The organism is Streptomyces cavernae (genome assembly GCF_004023625.1).
GTDB lineage: Bacteria > Actinomycetota > Actinomycetes > Streptomycetales > Streptomycetaceae > Streptomyces > Streptomyces cavernae.
This window is the reverse complement of sequence record NZ_RPDJ01000016.1, coordinates 127969-146221: the sequence shown is the minus strand read 5'-3', so window position 1 is coordinate 146221 and position 18253 is coordinate 127969. Positions and strand designations below refer to the sequence as shown.

Annotated in this window: 9 protein-coding genes; 8 read left to right on the top strand and 1 reads right to left on the bottom strand. The window is 71.8% G+C overall.

Annotated elements, in window-relative coordinates; translation table 11 throughout:
* Nucleotides 1-23 precede the first annotated feature (23 nt).
* On the top strand, nucleotides 24-1730 hold the full coding sequence (locus EF387_RS26735) for a glycerol-3-phosphate dehydrogenase/oxidase (protein WP_128379154.1): 1707 nt from the start codon (nucleotides 24-26) through the stop codon (nucleotides 1728-1730).
* A 30-nt stretch (nucleotides 1731-1760) separates the two neighbouring features.
* Here the strand turns inward: EF387_RS26735 and EF387_RS26730 are convergent, their stop codons facing one another.
* Nucleotides 1761-2765 carry a serine hydrolase domain-containing protein gene (locus EF387_RS26730; protein ID WP_420802622.1) on the bottom strand — a complete coding sequence of 335 codons (1005 nt, stop codon included), beginning with the start codon at nucleotides 2763-2765 and terminating at the stop codon, nucleotides 1761-1763.
* A 749-nt stretch (nucleotides 2766-3514) separates the two neighbouring features.
* Between EF387_RS26730 and EF387_RS26725 the strand changes: the two genes are divergently transcribed.
* The 7 genes from EF387_RS26725 to EF387_RS26695 all read left to right on the top strand — a co-directional run bounded on the left by EF387_RS26725 (nucleotide 3515) and on the right by EF387_RS26695 (nucleotide 18241).
* Nucleotides 3515-5989, top strand: coding sequence for a serine/threonine-protein kinase (locus EF387_RS26725; RefSeq protein ID WP_128379279.1), 2475 nt, complete (start codon nucleotides 3515-3517; stop codon nucleotides 5987-5989).
* 143 nt (nucleotides 5990-6132) lie between these two features.
* Nucleotides 6133-9051, top strand: coding sequence for a protein kinase (locus tag EF387_RS26720; protein ID WP_128379152.1), 2919 nt, complete (start codon nucleotides 6133-6135; stop codon nucleotides 9049-9051).
* Nucleotides 9052-9305: 254 nt separating this feature from the next.
* Nucleotides 9306-10970, top strand: coding sequence for a serine/threonine-protein kinase (locus EF387_RS26715; protein WP_128379278.1), 1665 nt, complete (start codon nucleotides 9306-9308; stop codon nucleotides 10968-10970).
* 69 nt (nucleotides 10971-11039) lie between these two features.
* Nucleotides 11040-12728 carry a serine/threonine-protein kinase gene (locus tag EF387_RS26710; protein ID WP_128379151.1) on the top strand — a complete coding sequence of 563 codons (1689 nt, stop codon included), beginning with the start codon at nucleotides 11040-11042 and terminating at the stop codon, nucleotides 12726-12728.
* Nucleotides 12729-12835: 107 nt separating this feature from the next.
* On the top strand, nucleotides 12836-14548 hold the full coding sequence (locus EF387_RS26705; protein ID WP_128379150.1) for a serine/threonine-protein kinase: 1713 nt from the start codon (nucleotides 12836-12838) through the stop codon (nucleotides 14546-14548).
* A 149-nt stretch (nucleotides 14549-14697) separates the two neighbouring features.
* The gene (locus EF387_RS26700; protein ID WP_128379149.1) at nucleotides 14698-16365 is read left to right on the top strand and encodes a succinic semialdehyde dehydrogenase; all 1668 of its coding nucleotides are present in this window, start codon (nucleotides 14698-14700) and stop codon (nucleotides 16363-16365) included.
* A gap of 91 nt (nucleotides 16366-16456) precedes the next feature.
* Nucleotides 16457-18241, top strand: coding sequence for a GMC family oxidoreductase N-terminal domain-containing protein (locus EF387_RS26695; RefSeq protein ID WP_128379148.1), 1785 nt, complete (start codon nucleotides 16457-16459; stop codon nucleotides 18239-18241).
* Nucleotides 18242-18253 lie beyond the last annotated feature (12 nt).

Sequence of the window (18253 nt, the reverse complement as noted above, 5' to 3'; positions counted from 1 at the left end):
GCGACCGACAGCTGGAGGCAGCGGTGAGGACGGCGACACTGGGACCGGCACAGCGCGCTGAGCAACTCGCGGGCATGGCCGAGCGTGAACTGGACGTACTCGTCGTGGGCGCCGGAGTCGTCGGCGCGGGCACCGCACTGGACTCCGTCACCAGAGGCCTGTCCACCGGTCTCGTGGAGGCCCGCGACTGGGCCTCCGGCACCTCCAGCCGGTCCAGCAAGCTGATCCACGGCGGCCTGCGCTATCTGGAGATGCTGGACTTCGCTCTCGTACGCGAAGCGCTCAAGGAACGCGGACTGCTCCTGGAACGGCTCGCGCCGCACCTCGTGAAGCCCGTGCCCTTCCTCTACCCCTTGCAGCACAGGGGGTGGGAGCGGTTCTACGCCGGATCGGGCGTCGCGCTCTACGACGCAATGTCGACCGCCCGCGGCCACGGCCGCGGGCTGCCCGTGCACCGGCATCTCAGCCGTACCAAGGCCCTGCGCGTCGCCCCGGCCCTGAAGAAGGACGCCCTGGTCGGGGCGTTGCAGTACTACGACGCCCAGATGGACGACGCGCGCTATGTGGCCACGCTGGTGCGCACGGCCGCGTCCTACGGAGCGAAGGTTGCCAACCGCGCCCGGGTCACCGGCTTCCTGCGCGAGGGCGAACGCGTCGTCGGCGCCCAGGTGGAGGACGTGGAGGGGGGCGGCGAGTACGAGGTCCGCGCCAAGCAGGTCGTCAACGCCACGGGCGTGTGGACGGACGACACCCAGGCGATGGTGGGCTCGCGCGGCCAGTTCCACGTACGGGCCTCCAAGGGCATCCACCTGGTCGTGCCCAAGGACCGCATCAACTCGACGACCGGGCTGATCCTGCGCACCGAGAAGTCCGTGCTGTTCGTGATCCCCTGGGGCCGGCACTGGATCGTCGGCACAACCGACACCAAATGGGACCTCGACAAGGCTCACCCGGCGGCCTCCAGCGCGGACATCGACTATCTGCTGGAGCATGTGAACTCCGTGCTCGCGGTGCCCCTGACCCGGGACGACGTGGAGGGTGTGTACGCCGGACTGCGGCCGCTGCTCGCCGGGGAGTCGGACGCCACCAGCAAGCTGTCGCGCGAGCACACCGTGGCCCACCCCGTTCCCGGCCTCGTGGTGGTGGCGGGCGGCAAGTACACGACGTACCGGGTGATGGCCAAGGACGCGGTGGACGAGGCCGTGCACGGGCTCGACCAGCGGGTCGCCGAGTGTGTCACCGAGGACATCCCGCTGCTCGGGGCGGAGGGGTACCGGGCGCTGTGGAACGCGCGAGCGAGGATCGCCGCCCGTTCCGGGCTGCACGTGGTGCGCGTGGAACACCTGTTGAACCGGTACGGCGCGCTGACCGAGGAACTGCTCGATCTCATCGCCAGGAACCCGTCGCTGGGCGAGCCCCTGCAGGCGGCCGATGACTATCTGCGCGCCGAGGTGGTGTACGCGGCCTCGCACGAAGGGGCGCGGCACCTCGACGACGTACTCACCCGGCGCACCCGGATCTCCATCGAGACCTTCGACCGCGGCACGCGCAGCGCCCGTGAGGCCGCCGAACTGATGGCGCCCGTGCTCGGCTGGGACAAGGACCAGGTGGAGAAGGAGATCGAGCACTACGAGAAGCGGGTCGAGGCCGAGCGGGAGTCGCAGCGGCAGCCCGACGACCTGACGGCCGACGCCGCCCGGCTGGGTGCCCCGGACATCGTGCCGTTATAGGTATCCGGGGCGTAAGGGTGCCGGACACCGTCAGGGACCGCGGGGGCAGAACTCGGCGGTGAGGAGGGCGGGTTCCAGGCGGGGGTCCGCCAGAGCCTCCGTGTTCACGCGGAAGGTGAGGACGCGCCGGCCGTCCCGGGTGGCCGCGGTGCGTACGTAGCTCCCGGAGATACGGCCGTTGTGGCCCCACACCGTGGTACCGCACGGGAGCCGCGCGGGGAACAGGCCCATGCCGTATGCGCCGTGTGCGGCCCGGGTGTCGAGCATCTCGCGCAGCTGCGGCGCGGGAAGCAGCTCACCGCCGAGCAGGGCCGCGTAGAAGCGGTCCAGATCGGCGAGGGTGGTCACCAGTTCGCCCGCCGCGCCGGCCACGCGCGGGTCGAGATCGGTGACGTCGACTCCGTCGGCGGTGTACGCGCGGCCGTGCGGGGCGGGAAGGGCGGTGCGGGTGCCCGGAAAGGAGGTGCCGGTCAGGCGCAGGGGCGTGATGATCCGGTGCTCGGCCTCGACGGCGTAGGAGTCGCCGGTGACCTGCTTGATGATCATGCCCAGTAGGACGTAGTTGGTGTTGGAGTAGGCGTAGTGCCCACTGGGCGTGGGCCGGTCCGCGACGGCGAGCCGCACCGCTTCCAACGGGGTGACGGGCACGGTGCCCTTGGTGTCGGCAGTGAAGTCGGGGAGCCCGCTGGTGTGGGTGAGCAGCATGCGCAGGGTCAGCGCGCGTCCGTCGTTCCCGGCACCGCGCACCAGGCCCGGCAGATGCTCCTCCACCGAGTCGGAGAGCGACAGCCGGTGCTCGGCGGCGAGTTGCAGCACGACCGTGGCGATGAGGGTCTTGGTGATGCTGCCGGCCCGGAAGTGGTCGAAGCGGCGGATGGCCGAAATTGATGTGGCCTCGGCGTGCGCGAAGCGTGACCCCGTCTCCTGGGCGGCCAGGAGCGCCGCAGCCGGAGCTTCGCCCCGGGTGACGAGGAGCCCGAGGACGGCGTCCGTGGGCGGGGGCCGGTGGGCGTGGGTGTCGGAACGGGGGAGCACGAGCAGAGCGGTGGCGATGGGCAGGGCCAGTGCACGGAGGGATCGGATGCTGCCGGGTGTCTGGCGTGCCCGGGGTCCTCGGGGCGCTTGGGCTGCTCGGGGTACTCGGGGCGACCGGAGCCGCAGGGTCTGGGGCAGCCGCATCGTGGTCCTTCCTCGCGTGCGAACCATGATGGGGGAAATTCGGCCAATTCGGCGAGGGGGGAACGGGTGGTCGAGGGGGCGGGTTCAAGAGGCCCGTGCGCCTCTGGGCCGCCTGTGCTGCTGTGGTCCTGCCCGCTGTGTTCCAACCCCCTCTGTTCCCACCCCTGTGTTCCTGCCCCCTGGGCTTCCGGGCTTCTGGGCTGCCGGGCTCCGGGGTCTTGTGCCCCGGGGGTTCTGTGCCCCTGGGCTCAGGGGTGCCCGGTGCGAGGTGCGGGGGAGGGGCGGACTGCGGGCAGGGCAGGGTGGCGCCTGGATACCGCGTGGCAGCGCGGGTCGCGGAGCGCCACCGAGGGCCGAGTTGGTCGGAATGGCGGAGAAAGTCCGTCCGTTTCAGGGAAGTTCGTAGCGGAGTACGGCGTTCCGGTGGGGCGATCCTGTATGGGTGTCACCCGTCCCACAGCGCAAGGCAGATGGCGCTGCGGCCCGAGGGGCAGGTGGGCCATCGGCGGAGGACGGGCCTCGCGGGAGAGGCACCCTGGGCGTCGGGCGGTCCGGGGGTGAGAGACAATGGAGGCTCTGTCAGGGCGGGTTGCATGAGGGGACGCATGTCGGAGGCGGAGCGGGCGGGAGAATCCCGTCAGGACAAGAGCGAACGTCTCCTCGCCGGGCGGTACCGGTTGGGAGGAGTCCTCGGCCGCGGCGGCATGGGTACGGTCTGGCGTGCCAAGGACGAGACATTGGGCCGCACGGTCGCGGTCAAGGAACTGCGGTTCCCGTCGAGCATCGACGAGGACGAGAAGCGTCGGCTGATCACCCGCACCCTGCGGGAGGCCAAGGCCATCGCGCGGATCCGCCACAACGGCGCCGTGACGGTCTTCGACGTCGTCGACGAGGACGACCGGCCCTGGATCGTGATGGAGCTCATCGAGGGCAAGTCCCTCGCGGAGGCCATCCGTGAGGACGGTCTGCTGGAGCCCCGGCGGGCGGCCGAGGTCGGGCTCGCCGTGCTCGACGTCCTGCGGTCCGCGCACCGCGAGGGCATCCTGCACCGCGATGTGAAGCCCTCGAACGTACTGATCTCCGACGACGGCCGTGTCGTGCTCACCGACTTCGGCATCGCACAGGTCGAGGGCGACCCGTCCATCACCTCGACCGGCATGCTCGTCGGAGCGCCCTCGTACATCTCGCCGGAGCGGGCCCGTGGGCACAAGCCGGGCCCGGCGGCGGACTTCTGGTCGCTCGGTGGACTGCTGTACGCGTCGGTGGAGGGTGTGCCGCCGTACGACAAGGGGTCGGCGATCGCCACGCTGACCGCGGTGATGACCGAGCCGGTGCCGCGCCCCCAGAACGCGGGGTTGCTGGAGAAGGTGATCCTGGGGCTGCTGGCCAAGGACCCGGCGCAGCGTCTCGACGACGCCGCGGCCCGGTCCATGCTGCTGGACGTGATCCACGCGCCGGAGCCCAAGGAACCGGAGCCCATGGAGGCGACGAAGGTCGTGCCGTTGCCTCCGGCGCCGGAGGAGAAGGCGAGTTCCAGCCGCTCGGGCGGTCCGGGAGGCTCGGGCGGCAAGAAGGAGGACTCCGGGGAGGGCTGGCGCGGGGCCCTGCGTTCCGTCCGCAAGGCGGCGGGGGCAACGGCGGTCGCGGCACGCGCGAAGACTTCCGCCGGGGGAGCGACCGAGACGCCGGCGCCCGCGCCTCCGCCTCCGCCCGCGCCTGCGGCTGCTGGGAAGGCTGCCAAGGGCGGCAAGACCACGAGCGCCGACAAGGGCACCACCGGAAGCGGTACGGGCGCCGACAGCCGTACGGATACCGGCACTGGTACTGGATCCGGCGCGGCGCCAGACGTTGCCGACAGCGCCGACACCGCCAACGCCTCCGGCGCAAAGAAGAGCACGGCCACCAAGGAGGGCCCGGCTACCAAGGAAGGCGCGGCTACCAAGAAAGACTCGGCCACCAAGGCGGTCGGAGCCGGTGCGGCATCCGCTCCCGCTGCCTCCTCCGAAGCCCCGGCGGCCTCCTCTTCCACCACCGATTCAGCCCCTGCCACCGCACCTGCTTCGGCTGCGGCGTCAGCCAAAACGGCGTCAGCCAGGACGGCATCCGCCAAGCAGGCGGCGTCCGAGTCGGCGAGTGCCGAGTCGGCGGGTGCGCCGGCCGCGGCGGTGGAGTCCGGCTCCCGGGCCGGAGGTACGGCTACGCCTGCCGAGACCGGCGACAGTGCTGCCACCCGGGTGCACTCCGGTGCGGCGGTCGCGAGTGCCGGAACCGGTGGTGGACGGCCGGTGCCGCCCCGGGCCTCCCTCACGGATGTGGTGCCGCAGCGGATGCTGGTGATCATCGCCGTCGTGGTGGTGCTCTGTGTGATCGGTGCGGTGCTGGCCTATGTGCTGGCCGACGGAGGCGGCAGTTCCTCGCCGGGCGGTAAGGGCGGGGACACCAAGTCGGCGTCGGCCGGGGCGGTTCCCGGGGCCGGTGGGGCGGGCGCGTCGGACGAGGAAAGCGCCGGTTCCGGTTCGGGTTCGCACACGGACTCGGGGTCCAACGACGACGAGAGCGTCGGATCCGGCGAGAACGGCTCGACCGCTTCGAGTGGCGCGACCGGTTCGAACGGCTCGTCGAGCGGCGCGGGCAAGGAGTCGGGCACGACCGCAACGACCCCTTACAAGCACAGCCAGGGCTTCTCCATCGGTCTGCCGGAGGGCTGGACCTACCAGTCGACCAGCTCGACGGGTGCCCGCTTCACCGGACCGGACGGGCAGCGGCTCCTGGTCGCCTGGACCTCGACGCCCAAGAACGACCCGGTCGCGGACTGGAAGAACCAAGAGCGCGGCATGTTCCGCTCGAAGTACCAGCGGATCCGTATCGAGAAGGTCGAGTACCGCGACTGGAACGCCGCCGACTGGGAATTCACCTACGTAGAGGGCGGTACGGAGTACCGGACGATCGACCGCGGATTCGTCGTCGACCCCACCCAGGGATACGCGCTCATGTACACCGCCAAAGCCAGTGACTGGGACAGCGGTTTGCGGAAGAACACATGGGAGACGCTCACGGAGACCTTCCGGCCAAAGGCCTAGGCCGATGACGGTTGGTTGAGATCTGGCATCCTTTCACTGAGGGTTGCCTCCGGCACGTATCGTGAGTGGTTGCGGACCGTACGCATCCACAACGGGACGCATGGCGTACGGAATTGACCAACCGGGCGGTCGGGGGAGGGATCGTGGACGACTACGCCGGACGAGTGCTCGCCGACCGCTACCGTCTGCCGCTGCCGCCGTCGGACGAGTACGAGTTCGCCGAGTCCAGGGCCTTCGACACCTACAGCGGTCAGGAAGTGCTGGTCCGTCAGGTGCCGCTGCCGGAAATACTCGAGGCGGAGGTGCTGGACGCCGACGGACTGCCAGAGGGATTCGTCGCACGGGACGCCGGCGCCCGGCGGCCCGCAGCGCGCACCACTCGTCGTCCCACGGACCCGGCCGTCCGACGCGCCATCGAGGCCGCGCAGGCAGCCGCGCAGATCCCCGACCATCCCCGGCTCGACCAGGTCTTCGACGTGTTCGCCGAGGGCGGGTCGCTGTGGATAGTGAGCGAGTTGGTGGCGGCCCGCCCGCTCGCCGCGCTGCTCGCCGAGAAGCCGCTGAGCCCCTACCGGGCGGCGGAGGTCGCGGCGGACGTGCTCACCGCGCTGCGCGCCCTGCACGCGCACGGCTGGGTGCACCGGAACATCACCGCACGCACCGTCCTCGTCTGCGACGACGGACGCGTGATGCTCACCGGCCTCGCGGCCGGGGCCGCCGAGGAGGCGCTGTGCGGGTATGACCCGGTGCCCGATCCGGCGGGGCCGCCCACACCCGGGGACACACCCCGGGGACCGGCGGCCGAAGGCGGCGCCGGCCCCGCGGGGCCCGGTTCGGGTGGCGTCCCGGCAGGGTTCGGTTCGGGTGGCGTTCCGCCGGTGCCCGGCGGGACCCGTGGGCCCGGTGGGGCTGGGGCCGGTGGGCCGGGGCTGTCCGGACGTGGTGGCGCGTCGGGGGCCGGTCCCGGTGGCGCGCACGGTGTCGTGACCAGTGGGCTGGGCGGAGCCGAGGCCGAGGCGGCGCGCCGCGCCGCCATCGAGGCACGCGCACTGGACACGACGGCGGGCCCCAACGCGGTGCCCAACACCTCGCCGGCCGCGGCCGCCGGTCGTGCGCTGGACGCGGCCGACGACGTCCGTGCCGCACGGGCCGGTGCCATCGCGGCCTATCGCGCCGGAGCCCGCGCCGCCGCCCGGGTGCACGGCGAACAGCAGTCCCTCCCGCAACTGCCGGGGCAGAGCGGGCCCAACGGGCGGAGCGACCAGGGCAGTCACAGTAGTCAGGGCGGTCAGGGCGGTCAGGGCGGTCAGAGCGGGGAGAGCGGGCAGAACGGAGAGAGTGTCACCGGCCGGTCGCCGCACGGTCAGATAGCCGACCCCTACGGCGTCGGCACCGCGAAGCCCTGGCACGGGGCCCTCCCCCGCAACGTCAACGGCAGCACCACCGGCATCCCCGGCATCACCGCCGCGACCAGCGACGACGCGCGGACAGCGAACGGAAGCAGCACCCCGACGCAGGGCAGGCCCTCGCACCCGGGCACGCCCATGCCGGGCAGGCCAACAGCAGGCACGCACCAGCCGGGCGCGCCGATTCCGCACACGCCCATGCCAGGCACGCCCGCGCCGGGCTCGCTCTCGCCGGGCATGCCCACTCCGAACACCCCGGCGCCGTACGGAAACGGCGCAGGGCAACTCGAGCGTGCCGGGGACGCCCCGACCGCACCCGCCCCGTACGGGTCCGAGGCACCGAGCGCCCCCGGCGCCGCCCGCTGGGACCACGTGGCCCCCGCGTCGGCGCCTCGCCGCGGCCCCACCACGGCGCTCGCCGCCGAGCGGGCGCGGCAGGCCCGGATGGCGGTCGTCGGTCCGGTCACCGAGCGGTGGGCGCCCGAGCAGGCGGGCCCCGTTCACGAGAACTGGCAGTTGGCGGCGCCCATCGGCCCGGCCACCGATCTCTGGGCGCTCGGTGCGCTGCTCTTCCGCGCCGTGCAGGGGCACGCGCCCTACCCGGAGGAGAACACCGCCGAACTCGTCGAGCTCGTCGTCTCCGAGCCGCCCGCCTTCGCCGAGGAGTGCGGGCCGCTGCGGCCGGTCGTCGAGTCCCTGCTGCGTCAGGACCCCACCGAGCGCCTCGACTTCGAGGAGTTGCGCGGCTGGCTGCGTTCACTGGTGCGGTCCGCCCCCGAGCCGGAGGCCGGTTCGGACGTGGTGGTCGCCCCGCCCGTCGACCCGAGCCGGCTGCCCATCGTGCGGCGCCGCGGCGAGCTGGTGCGCAAGCGCCGAGCCGGGCTGCCCGCGACCAGCGGGCGGCACAAGCGGGCCCGTAAGGACGAGCGCAAGCCAAAGCGGCTCGGACGCAACCTCGTGCTGCTGATCCTGCTGGCGCTGGCGGCGGCGATCGCGTACGCCATGGTCTTCATGCCGAAGGCCGAACCGGACGGCAGCGGCAGGACCAACGGTGACGCCACGGGAACCGTCGGCGAGGCCGGTCCCGCCCCGAGCCGCTCCGCGCAGCCCGACACGGGGACCGGCGGAACGTCACCCGAGGCGACACCCGGCCGGACCTCCGAGGAGCCCACCAAGAACGCGACCGAGACCCAGACCAACGAGCTCCCGCAGGGCTTCTCCTTGCGCAGGGATCCCGAGGGCTTCGAGGTGGCGGTCGCCAAAGGATGGAACCGACAGCCGAAGAACGCGCGCGGGCAAGTCATCTACTACCAGGGCAACTTCGAGCTGATCCTGGTACCGGGCCGGGACAGCACCAAGGACTTCAGCGGCGACCCCATGACCTACCAGCGCGAGTCGGAGCCCGAGCTGCAGCCCTTCCGCGACTCGACCTGGGCCACCTCCAGCGGAATGCGCCGTATTGACGTCGGCGGACGGACCATGGCCGAGGGCCAGTTCACCTGGACCAACGCCGAGGGCAAGGAGCTCTTCGTACGCAATCTGGCCATTCTGGTCGGCGGGCGGTACCACGTGGTCCAGCTCCGCGGCCCGGAAGCGGAACGCGACGAGGTCACCCGGCTGTACGAGCAGGCCTCGGCGACGTACCGGACGACCTGACCGGGTACGCCGTACAACTCCCCGGCCGCGACAGCGCGTTACACACCGGCGCACCCGCGACCGTGCCGCGGCGTCACGTCCGGCGTCGCGCGGTCCGGGACCAAACGTCCGGCGGACGGCGAAGGTTGCCTTCCGGACCGAGAAGGGAGAACCGTCACAGTGGTGTCTCCGTGTGCCGCGCCCCGTTCCCTGAACTGGGACTGGTCCTTACGCTGAGCGTTGTCCAGTCCAATTACGGGGAAACGTTGAATCAGATGCAGGGCCTGCTCATCGCGGGCCGCTATCGGCTCGTCGACTCCATCGGCAGCGGTGGCATGGGCCGGGTGTGGCGCGCTCAGGACGAGCTGCTGCACCGCGCCGTCGCCATCAAGGAGCTCACCGCCGCGCTCTACGTCACGGAGCGTGACCGGGCGGTTCTGCTCACCCGCACCCAGACGGAGGCGCGGGCCGCCGCCCGGATCAACCACGACGCCGTCGTCACGGTGCACGACGTCCTCGAGCACGACGGCCGGCCGTGGATCGTGATGGAACTGGTCGAGGGCGGGTCGCTGGCGGACGCCATCCAGGAGTCGGGGCAGATCGAACCGCGCGAGGCCGCCCGTGTCGGCCTGTGGGTGCTGCGGGCCCTGCGCGCCGCGCACGCCGCAGGCGTACTCCACCGCGACATCAAGCCCGGGAACGTCCTGCTCGCCGCGGACGGCCGGGTCAAGCTCACCGACTTCGGCATCGCCCAGGTCGAGGGCGACACGACGATCACCCGCACCGGCGAGATCGTGGGCTCGGTCGACTACCTGGCGCCCGAACGCATCCGCGGTGCCGACCCCGGTCCCTCCTCAGACCTGTGGTCGCTGGGCGCGACGCTCTACACGGCGGTCGAGGGCCTGTCGCCGTTCCGCCGCACCACGCCGCTGACCACCATGCAGGCCGTGGTGGGCGAAGAGCCCGAACCGCCCCGGCACGCCGGGCCGTTGACATCGGTCATTACCTCCCTGCTCAGCAAGGAGCCGGACGCCCGGCCCTCCGCCGAGGAACTCGAACTGATGCTGGCCGAGGCGGCGGAGGGGCGGGAGTCGCGGACGGTGCACGCGTACGTGCCCACGATGCACGTGCCGACCGGCGAACACGACTCGGGCGCCAGTCATGTGATCTGGCCCCCCGCGGGTGGCGCGACTCCGGACCCGGCTCCCGGCCCGGAGCAGCTCTCGACCGCGGCGAACAACTCGGCCACTGTCGACGGGCCGGGGAAGCGCCGGTTGCGCCGGGCCCTCGTCATCGTCGCGGCCCTCGCGGCCCTCGCCGGTGGTGGGGTCGCCGCGCTGATGGCCTATGGGGAACGGGACGGCAACGACTCCGTCGTCGTGGGCGACGACGGAAAGCGGAGCGCGAGCCCTACGGAGGGCACGAGCCCGAAGGGCGAGCCGAGCCCCACCAAGTCGCCCACGGCACCGGCCGGTTCCCTCCCCGACGGCTGGGTCCGGGTCACCGACCCCGAGGGCTTCAGCCTCGCCCTGCCCAAGGGCTGGCAACGGCAGGTGAACGGAACGCAGATCGACTACACCCCCGACAACGGCAAGCACTTCGTACGGATCGCCGTCGACGACGCACCGGACTTCGACTCCGCGTTCGGACACCTGCGGGACCTGGAAGTGCAGGTGACACCCCGGCTGCCGGAATACGCGCGGATAAGCCTGGAGGAGAACGTCTACCGCGACCGCCCGGGCGCGCTGTGGGACTTCACCTGGACGGCGGTGGCGGCGGACCCATTCCCCGGACCGCGCCGTGCGATCGAACAGTCGTACATCAGTCGGGATGGTGTGGAGTATCTGATCTACATGTCGTCGCCCGCCGAGGACTGGGCGACCACGCGGGACCAGTTCGACACCATTCTCCGCAGCTGGCGCCAACCGGGCGAAAGCTGACCCCCGGAGGGGTTCCGAGGGCCCGAAAGCCGACCTTGCCCCCGCGAACGCGTGCGGCATGATGGGCGCATGGGGACCGAGGGGGACGACTTCCGGGTCATCGCTGGGCGTTACCGCCTTCAGGAAAGGCTCGGGCGGGGCGGCATGGGAGTGGTCTGGCGCGCCACGGACCAACTGCTCGGCCGCCAGGTCGCGGTCAAGGAACTCGCCCTGGACCGCACGCTCTCCGCGGACGAGGCCCGGGTGCAGCGGGAACGCACGCTGCGCGAGGCCCGCGCGGTCGCCCAACTGCGGCATCCGCACATCATCGTCGTGCACGACGTCGTCGAGGACGACGAACGCCCTTTCATCGTCATGGAGTTGCTGGAGGGCGGCTCCCTCGCGGACCGCATCACGAACGAGGGCCCGGTGGACGCCGACGAGGCCGCCCGGATCGGTATCGGTCTGCTCGGCGCACTGCGCAAGGCGCACGGCTCCGGCGTACTGCACCGCGACCTCAAACCCGCCAACGTCCTGCTGTCCGAGGAAGGCCGGGTCGTACTCACCGACTTCGGCATCGCACAGGTCGCGGGCGCGACCACGCTCACCGAGAGCGGCTCCTTCGTCGGCTCGCCCGAGTACACCGCGCCCGAGCGGATGTCCGGGACCAGGACCGGGCCGGAGTCCGACCTGTGGTCGCTCGGAGCGCTGCTGTGCACGGCGCTCAGCGGTGAATCGCCGTTCCACCGCGACTCCCTGGGCGGCATCCTGCACGCGGTGGTCGTCGACGACATCCGGCCCCCGGCCGCCGCGGAGCCGCTGCTGCCGGTCGTCCGGGGCCTGCTGGAACGCGATCCGGAGCGGCGGCTCGACGCGGTGGAGGCCGAGCGCATGCTGCGCGCCTTCCTCGACACCGGCCGCACCCCGCGCGCGCCGCACCACCCGCCGACGGGGCGGGACGTGCCCGAGCGCAGAACCGTGCCGAAGCCACCGCCCGACCCTTTGCCCGAAGCGCCCACACCCCTCGTCACCCAGGGGCCCGTTCGGACTCCCACCCGCGGGATGCTGGTCGCCGCCGCGCTGGTCGCCGCGATGGCGGGGGCCGGGTTCTCGGCGGCGGCGCTGCTGATGAACCAGGACGGCGACGACGGGAAGGTGCCGACGACATCGGCTCCGGGCAGTTCGCCGTCGCAACGGACGAGCCCCACCGACCCGGTGAGCCCCAAGGGCCCGGCGAGCACCACCGGCCCGACCACTGCGCTCCCCAAGCCGGCCGCGCCGCCCGGGCCGACCGTGACCGTCACCCGCGAGCGCACCCCGGCCGCCGCCCGCTCGCTGCCGTCCGGCTACCGGTCCGCCGAGGACCCGGACGGCTTCTCACTCGCCGTCCCCAAGGCGTTCACCCGGAGCCCGGAGGGCGAACGGATCTTCTACCTGTCGGCCGACGGCACCTTCCGCATAGGCATCAAGCAGGCCGACCCCGAGCCGGGCGGACCGCTCGCCGTGCTGCGACGCGCGCACACCGAGGGACCCACGACCAACCCCGGCTACCGCGACGGCACGGTCACCGGGACCACGCACGACGGACATCCGGCCGCCTTCTGGGAGTTCACCTGGAACGGCTTCACCGCCGCCGAGGGCCCCCGGCACACCGTCGACCTGTGCTGGGAACAGGACGGGCGGATGTACGACGTGTGGGTCTCGGCACCGGTCGGGAAGGCGCGGCAGGCCCGGGAGATCTTCGACGTCGCCGTGGACACGTTCACGGTGGCGCGGTAAACCCCGCAAGCCGCGAAACGGACAGATCCGGATGGAGTGCGTCACGGGTCTGTGACTGAAAAACGCGCACGGTGGAACCCACGCGCCGCACGCGATAGGCATGTCCCATGAGCAACGACGGGGGCGCGTCTTACCGGGCAGACGAGCCGACGAGTTTCGTGCTGCATCCGCCACGGCCCGGTGCCGGCCCGGTGCCGGGGAACCCCTACGCCCAGCCTGTGCCGCCGCCCGTGCCGGGGCCTGTGCCGGAGCCCGTGCCCCAGCCCGAACGGTGGACCGAGGACCACGGCGCCGGCCGGCTGATCGCCGGTCGCTACCGCCTGCTGGCCAAACTGGGCCACGGCGGCATGGGCACGGTGTGGCGGGCGAAGGACGAGATGGTGGACCGTGAGGTCGCGGTCAAGGAGCCGCGGGTCCCGGACCATCTTCCCGAACGGGAACGCGCCAACGCCCATGAGCGGATGCGCCGCGAGGCGCGCGCGGCGGCCCGGCTCGACCATCCCGCGGTGGTGAACGTGCACGACGTCGCGGTGGTCGACGGCCGGCCGTGGATCGTCATGGAGCTGGTGCACGGCCGCTCCCTCGGCGCCGCGCTCCAGGAGGGCACGCTCGACGTCCGCGAGGCGGCCCGGATCGGACTCGAGGTGCTGGGCGCACTGGAGGCGGCGCACGCGGCGGGAGTCCTGCACCGCGACGTCAAACCCGACAACGTGCTGCTCGGCCGGCACGACCGGGTCGTCCTCACCGACTTCGGCATCGCCCAGATCGAGGGCGAGACCGCCTTGACCGACACCGGCGGCTTCGTCGGCTCCCCCGAGTACATCGCGCCCGAGCGGGTCCTCGGCCAGCGACCCGGCCCCGCGTCCGACCTGTGGTCGCTCGGCGTGGTGCTGTACGCGGCGACCGAGGGCGTCTCGCCGTTCCGCCGCAGCAACACCCCCGCGACACTGCAGTCCGTCCTCAACGCCACGCCGGCGGCGCCCGCGGTGGCCCAGGGGCCGCTGGCCGAGGCGATCAACGGCCTGCTCGACAAGGACCCGGCCCGGCGCCCGAACGCGGCCCGCGTCCGTCACCTCCTGGAAGAAGCCGCCAGACCCCCGCAGGAGACGCGGGCCACCCAACTCCCCGTGACCAACGGCGTCCAGGGCCTCGACCCGGTCCAAGGAGACAAGGCGGCCAAGGGAGTCCGGCTCGGCCGCAAGGCGTGGCTCGGGATCGGGGCGGTCGTCGTCGCCACGGCGCTGGTGGCGGCGTACCAGCAGCTGGGGAACTCGTCCGAGGAGAAGCTGCCGAGCGGTTGGGCCCGGCACAAGGAGGCGGACGTCCGGGCGACGCTGGGTCTGCCACCGGGCTGGGCCAGGAGCGAGCCCAACCGCGCGCTGGACAAGGGGCACTGGGTCGCGTACTACGAACCGAGCTATGCCATGTCGGTCAACCTCACGCTCTACAAGAAGTCCGAGGACGGCCTCAACGAGATCGCGGGCAGCGCCATCGCGGAGGCGTACGAGGACGCCGACGAGATGAAGAAGACGGACGACAGCAGCTTCTCTGCCATGGCGAAGTCGCCCGCGCCGAAGGTGACGACCAAGGAGACGTCGTACCGGGGCAGGGCGTCCGCGGAGAACACCGTCGTCTACTCCGACGAGCGGACTGATCCCAAGGCCCCGCGCCTGCGCGAGGCGCGCTACTTCTACTACAAGACCAAGTCCGGCAACCTCTACAAGCTCTGGATCGACTACCCCGGCAAGGGTGACTTCACCGGGCCCAGCCGGGAGATCGCCGAACGGGTCCTCGCCAATCTGGAGATCCACACCGTGTGATGAAAACGTGGTCGCAGTCGGCGCGGGGATCCTCCGACTTCCTGATCAGCGCGTTTGTTGCCAGTGATCGCTGGCGCCATGTGCGCGACCCGTGAAAGCGGGTTACCAACGGGTACCAAAAGGCCCGGCACGGGAATACGCTGCGGCCCATGAGCGACTCGCAGGCCCCGGAAACGCCCGGCACGGAAACGACCGCCGACACCCGCGAGGTGTCGTCCGCGGCCGACACTCTCGGCACCAACCCGATCGCCCCGGCCCCTCCGGGCGTCCGCACGGCCGCAGACGTGGTCACTCCGGAGCTGATCGCCCAGCTCACCAAGGGTGTTGTCGGTTCCGGGCGGACCGCCAACCACACGCCGTTCACCGGCGAGAAGCTGGCCGACCTGCCCGAGTCGACGCCCGAGGACGTCCTGGAGGCCTTCGAACGGGCCCGCAAGGCGCAGGCGGTCTGGGCCCAGGTTCCCGTGCGGCAGCGCGCCGCCGTACTGCTCCGCTTCCACGACCTGGTGCTCGACCGTCAGGCCGAGGTCCTCGACCTGATCCAGCTGGAGACCGGCAAGGCACGCCTGCACGCGCACGAGGAGGTGCAGGGACTCGCCATCGAGGCCCGCCACTACGGCCGCAGGGCGGCCGCGTACCTCAGGCCCAAGCGGCACACCGGAGCCATCCCCACCCTGACGAAGGTCACCGAACTGCGCCATCCGCGCGGTGTCGTGGGCCAGATCGCCCCCTGGAACTACCCCCTGGAACTGTCGGTGGGCGACGCGCTCCCCGCGTTCGTCGCCGGCAACGCGGTGGTGATGAAGCCGGACACGGAGACCTGCCTGACCGCCCTGTGGGCGCGGGACCTGCTGATCGAGGCGGGCCTCCCGGCGGAGGTCTTCCAAGTCGTGCTCGGCGAGGGCCCGGTCGTGGGCCCGGAGGTCGTCAAACACGCCGACTACGTCTCCTTCACCGGCTCCACCCGCACCGGCCGCGAGGTCGCCCAGGGCGCGGCCGCCCGGCTCGTCGGCGTCTCCCTCGAACTCGGCGGCAAGAACGCCATGCTGGTGCTCGAGGACGCCGACCTCGACAAGGCCGCCGCCGGTGCCGTCCGCGCCTGCTTCTCCTCCGCGGGTCAACTCTGCATATCCATCGAGCGGTTGTACGTCCACGAGTCGATCGCCGACGACTTCCTGGACCGGTTCGCCGCCCGCACCAAGGCGATACGACTGGGCACGTCCCTCGCGTACGGGGCCGAGATGGGCTCACTGGCCGGGGAGCGGCAGTTGAAGGCCGTGAGCCGGCACGTGGAGGAGGCGGTGGCCAAGGGCGCCAAGGTCATCGCCGGTGGCATCGCCCGCCCGGACGTCGGCCCGTACTTCTTCGAGCCGACCATCCTCGACGGAGTCGAGGCCCCCATGGCCGTCTGCGCCGAGGAGACCTTCGGCCCGGTCGTCTCCGTCTACCGCTTCAAAACCGAGGAAGAAGCGGTCGAACTCGCCAACTCCACGCCGTACGGCCTGAACGCCTCGGTCTGGACGAAGAACGGCCGGCGCGGACGCGAGGTCGCCGCACGGCTGCGCACGGGCACGGTCAACGTCAACGAGGCCTACGCCTCCGCGTACGGCAGCGTCCAGTCGCCGATGGGCGGCATGAAGGACTCCGGCCTCGGCCGCCGGCACGGCTCCGAGGGCATCCTCAAGTACACCGAGGCGCAGACCGTCGCCCAGCAGCGGCTGCTGCCGCTCGCCCCGTCGCTCGGGATGGACGACGAGAAGTACGCCGCGTTCATGAGCCGGAGCCTGAAGGCGATGAAGGTGCTGCGCTTCCGGTAGGGGTCACGCCCCCGGTCCGGGGCCGGGGTAAACCCTCCGGACCGCAGATGTCCGCGTACCCCCGTCCCCAGGATCTCAACGAGGAGAGCCCGTGTCACAGGCGTACGACTACGACGTCATCGTCGTCGGCTCCGGCTTCGGCGGCTCGGTCACCGCGCTGCGGCTGACCGAGAAGGGCTATCGCGTGGGCGTCCTGGAGGCGGGCCGCCGCTTCTCACCCGAGTCGCTGCCCCGGAACTCCTGGGACGTCAGGAACTACCTGTGGGCGCCGCGGCTCGGCATGTACGGCATCCAGCGCATCCATCTGCTGGGCAATGTGATGGTGCTGGCGGGAGCGGGGGTCGGCGGCGGCTCCCTCAACTACGCCAACACGCTGTACGTCCCGCCGAAGGCCTTCTTCGACGACCCCCAGTGGAAGGGCATCACCGACTGGCAGGAGGAGCTCACGCCCTACTACGACCAGGCGCGGCGGATGCTCGGGGTGCGGCTGAACCCGACGATGACCCCCTCGGACGTCCACCTGAAGGCCGCCGCGCAGCGGATGGGGGTGGGCGACAGCTTCCACCTCGCGCCGGTGGGCGTGTTCTTCGGCGACGGCGAGGACGCCGACGGAGCGGCGAAGGCCGCCCCGGGGCAGCGGGTCGCCGACCCCTACTTCGGCGGCGCGGGCCCGGACCGGCGTGCGTGCACCGAGTGCGGCGAGTGCATGACCGGCTGCCGGCACGGCGCGAAGAACTCCCTCACCGAGAACTACCTGTACCTGGCGGAGAAGGCGGGCGCGGTCGTCCACCCGATGACGACCGTGGTCGCGCTGACGGACGACTCGCAGGGCGGTTACGCCGTGACCACCCTGCCCACCGACAACAGGCGCAGGCGCGGCGCGGGCCGGGTCTTCCGGGCGCGGCGCGTGGTCCTCGCGGCCGGCACCTATGGCACGCAGACGCTGCTGCACCGGATGAAGGCGAGCGGTCGGCTCCCGTACCTCTCGGACCGGCTGGGGGAGTTGACCCGCACCAACTCCGAGGCGCTGGTGGGTGCGCAGACCGACAACCGCCGCTACCGCAAGGCCCATGGCGCTCCGAGGGTGGACTTCACCCGCGGCGTGGCCATCACCTCATCGATCCACCCCGACGCCAACACCCATATCGAGCCGGTCCGTTACGGCAAGGGGTCGAACTCGATGGGCGGTCTGTCGATCCTCCAGGTGCCCTATGCGGACGGCTCGTCGAGGGTCGTCGGCTGGCTGACGAACGCGGCCCGGCACCCGCTGCTGGTGCTGCGCTCGCTGTCCAACCGTCGCTGGTCGGAGCGGACCATCATCGGCCTGGTGATGCAGTCCCTGGACAACTCGTTGACCACGTACCTGAAGCCGGACGGTGTGGGGAAGGGGCTGCTGACGGCACGTCAGGGCCACGGTGCGCCCAACCCCAAGCAGATCCGCGCCGCCGCCGAGGCGGCCTCCGCGATCGCCGCCGAGATCAACGGGTTCGCGGGCTCCAACGTGGGTGAGCTGATGGGCACCCCGCTGACCGCGCACTTCCTCGGCGGCTGCCCGATCGGCGACTCGCGCGAGAGCGGTGTGATCGATCCCTATCACCGGCTGTACGGTCACCCCGGCATCTCGGTCGTCGACGGCGCGGCCGTCTCCGCGAACCTGGGCGTCAACCCCTCGCTCACCATCACCGCCCAGGCCGAGCGGGCCATGTCGTACTGGCCCAACGAGGGGGAGGCGGATCCGCGTCCGGCGCAGGGGGCCGCGTACGAACGGCTGAAGCCGGTGGAACCCCGCCACCCGGCGGTCCCGGCCGACGCCTTCGGCGCCCTGCGCTTCCTGGGGATGCCGACGGTGCCGCCCAAGGGGTCCTCGGCGGGCTGACGGGGATCCTGC

Coding starts and splice junctions, on each gene's coding strand:
- EF387_RS26715 (WP_128379278.1), top strand. CDS start 9,306: ATGCAGGGCCTGCTCATCGCGGGCCGCTATCGGCTCGTCGACTCCATC.
- EF387_RS26725 (WP_128379279.1), top strand. CDS start 3,515: ATGTCGGAGGCGGAGCGGGCGGGAGAATCCCGTCAGGACAAGAGCGAA.
- EF387_RS26705 (WP_128379150.1), top strand. CDS start 12,836: ATGAGCAACGACGGGGGCGCGTCTTACCGGGCAGACGAGCCGACGAGT.
- EF387_RS26710 (WP_128379151.1), top strand. CDS start 11,040: ATGGGGACCGAGGGGGACGACTTCCGGGTCATCGCTGGGCGTTACCGC.
- EF387_RS26700 (WP_128379149.1), top strand. CDS start 14,698: ATGAGCGACTCGCAGGCCCCGGAAACGCCCGGCACGGAAACGACCGCC.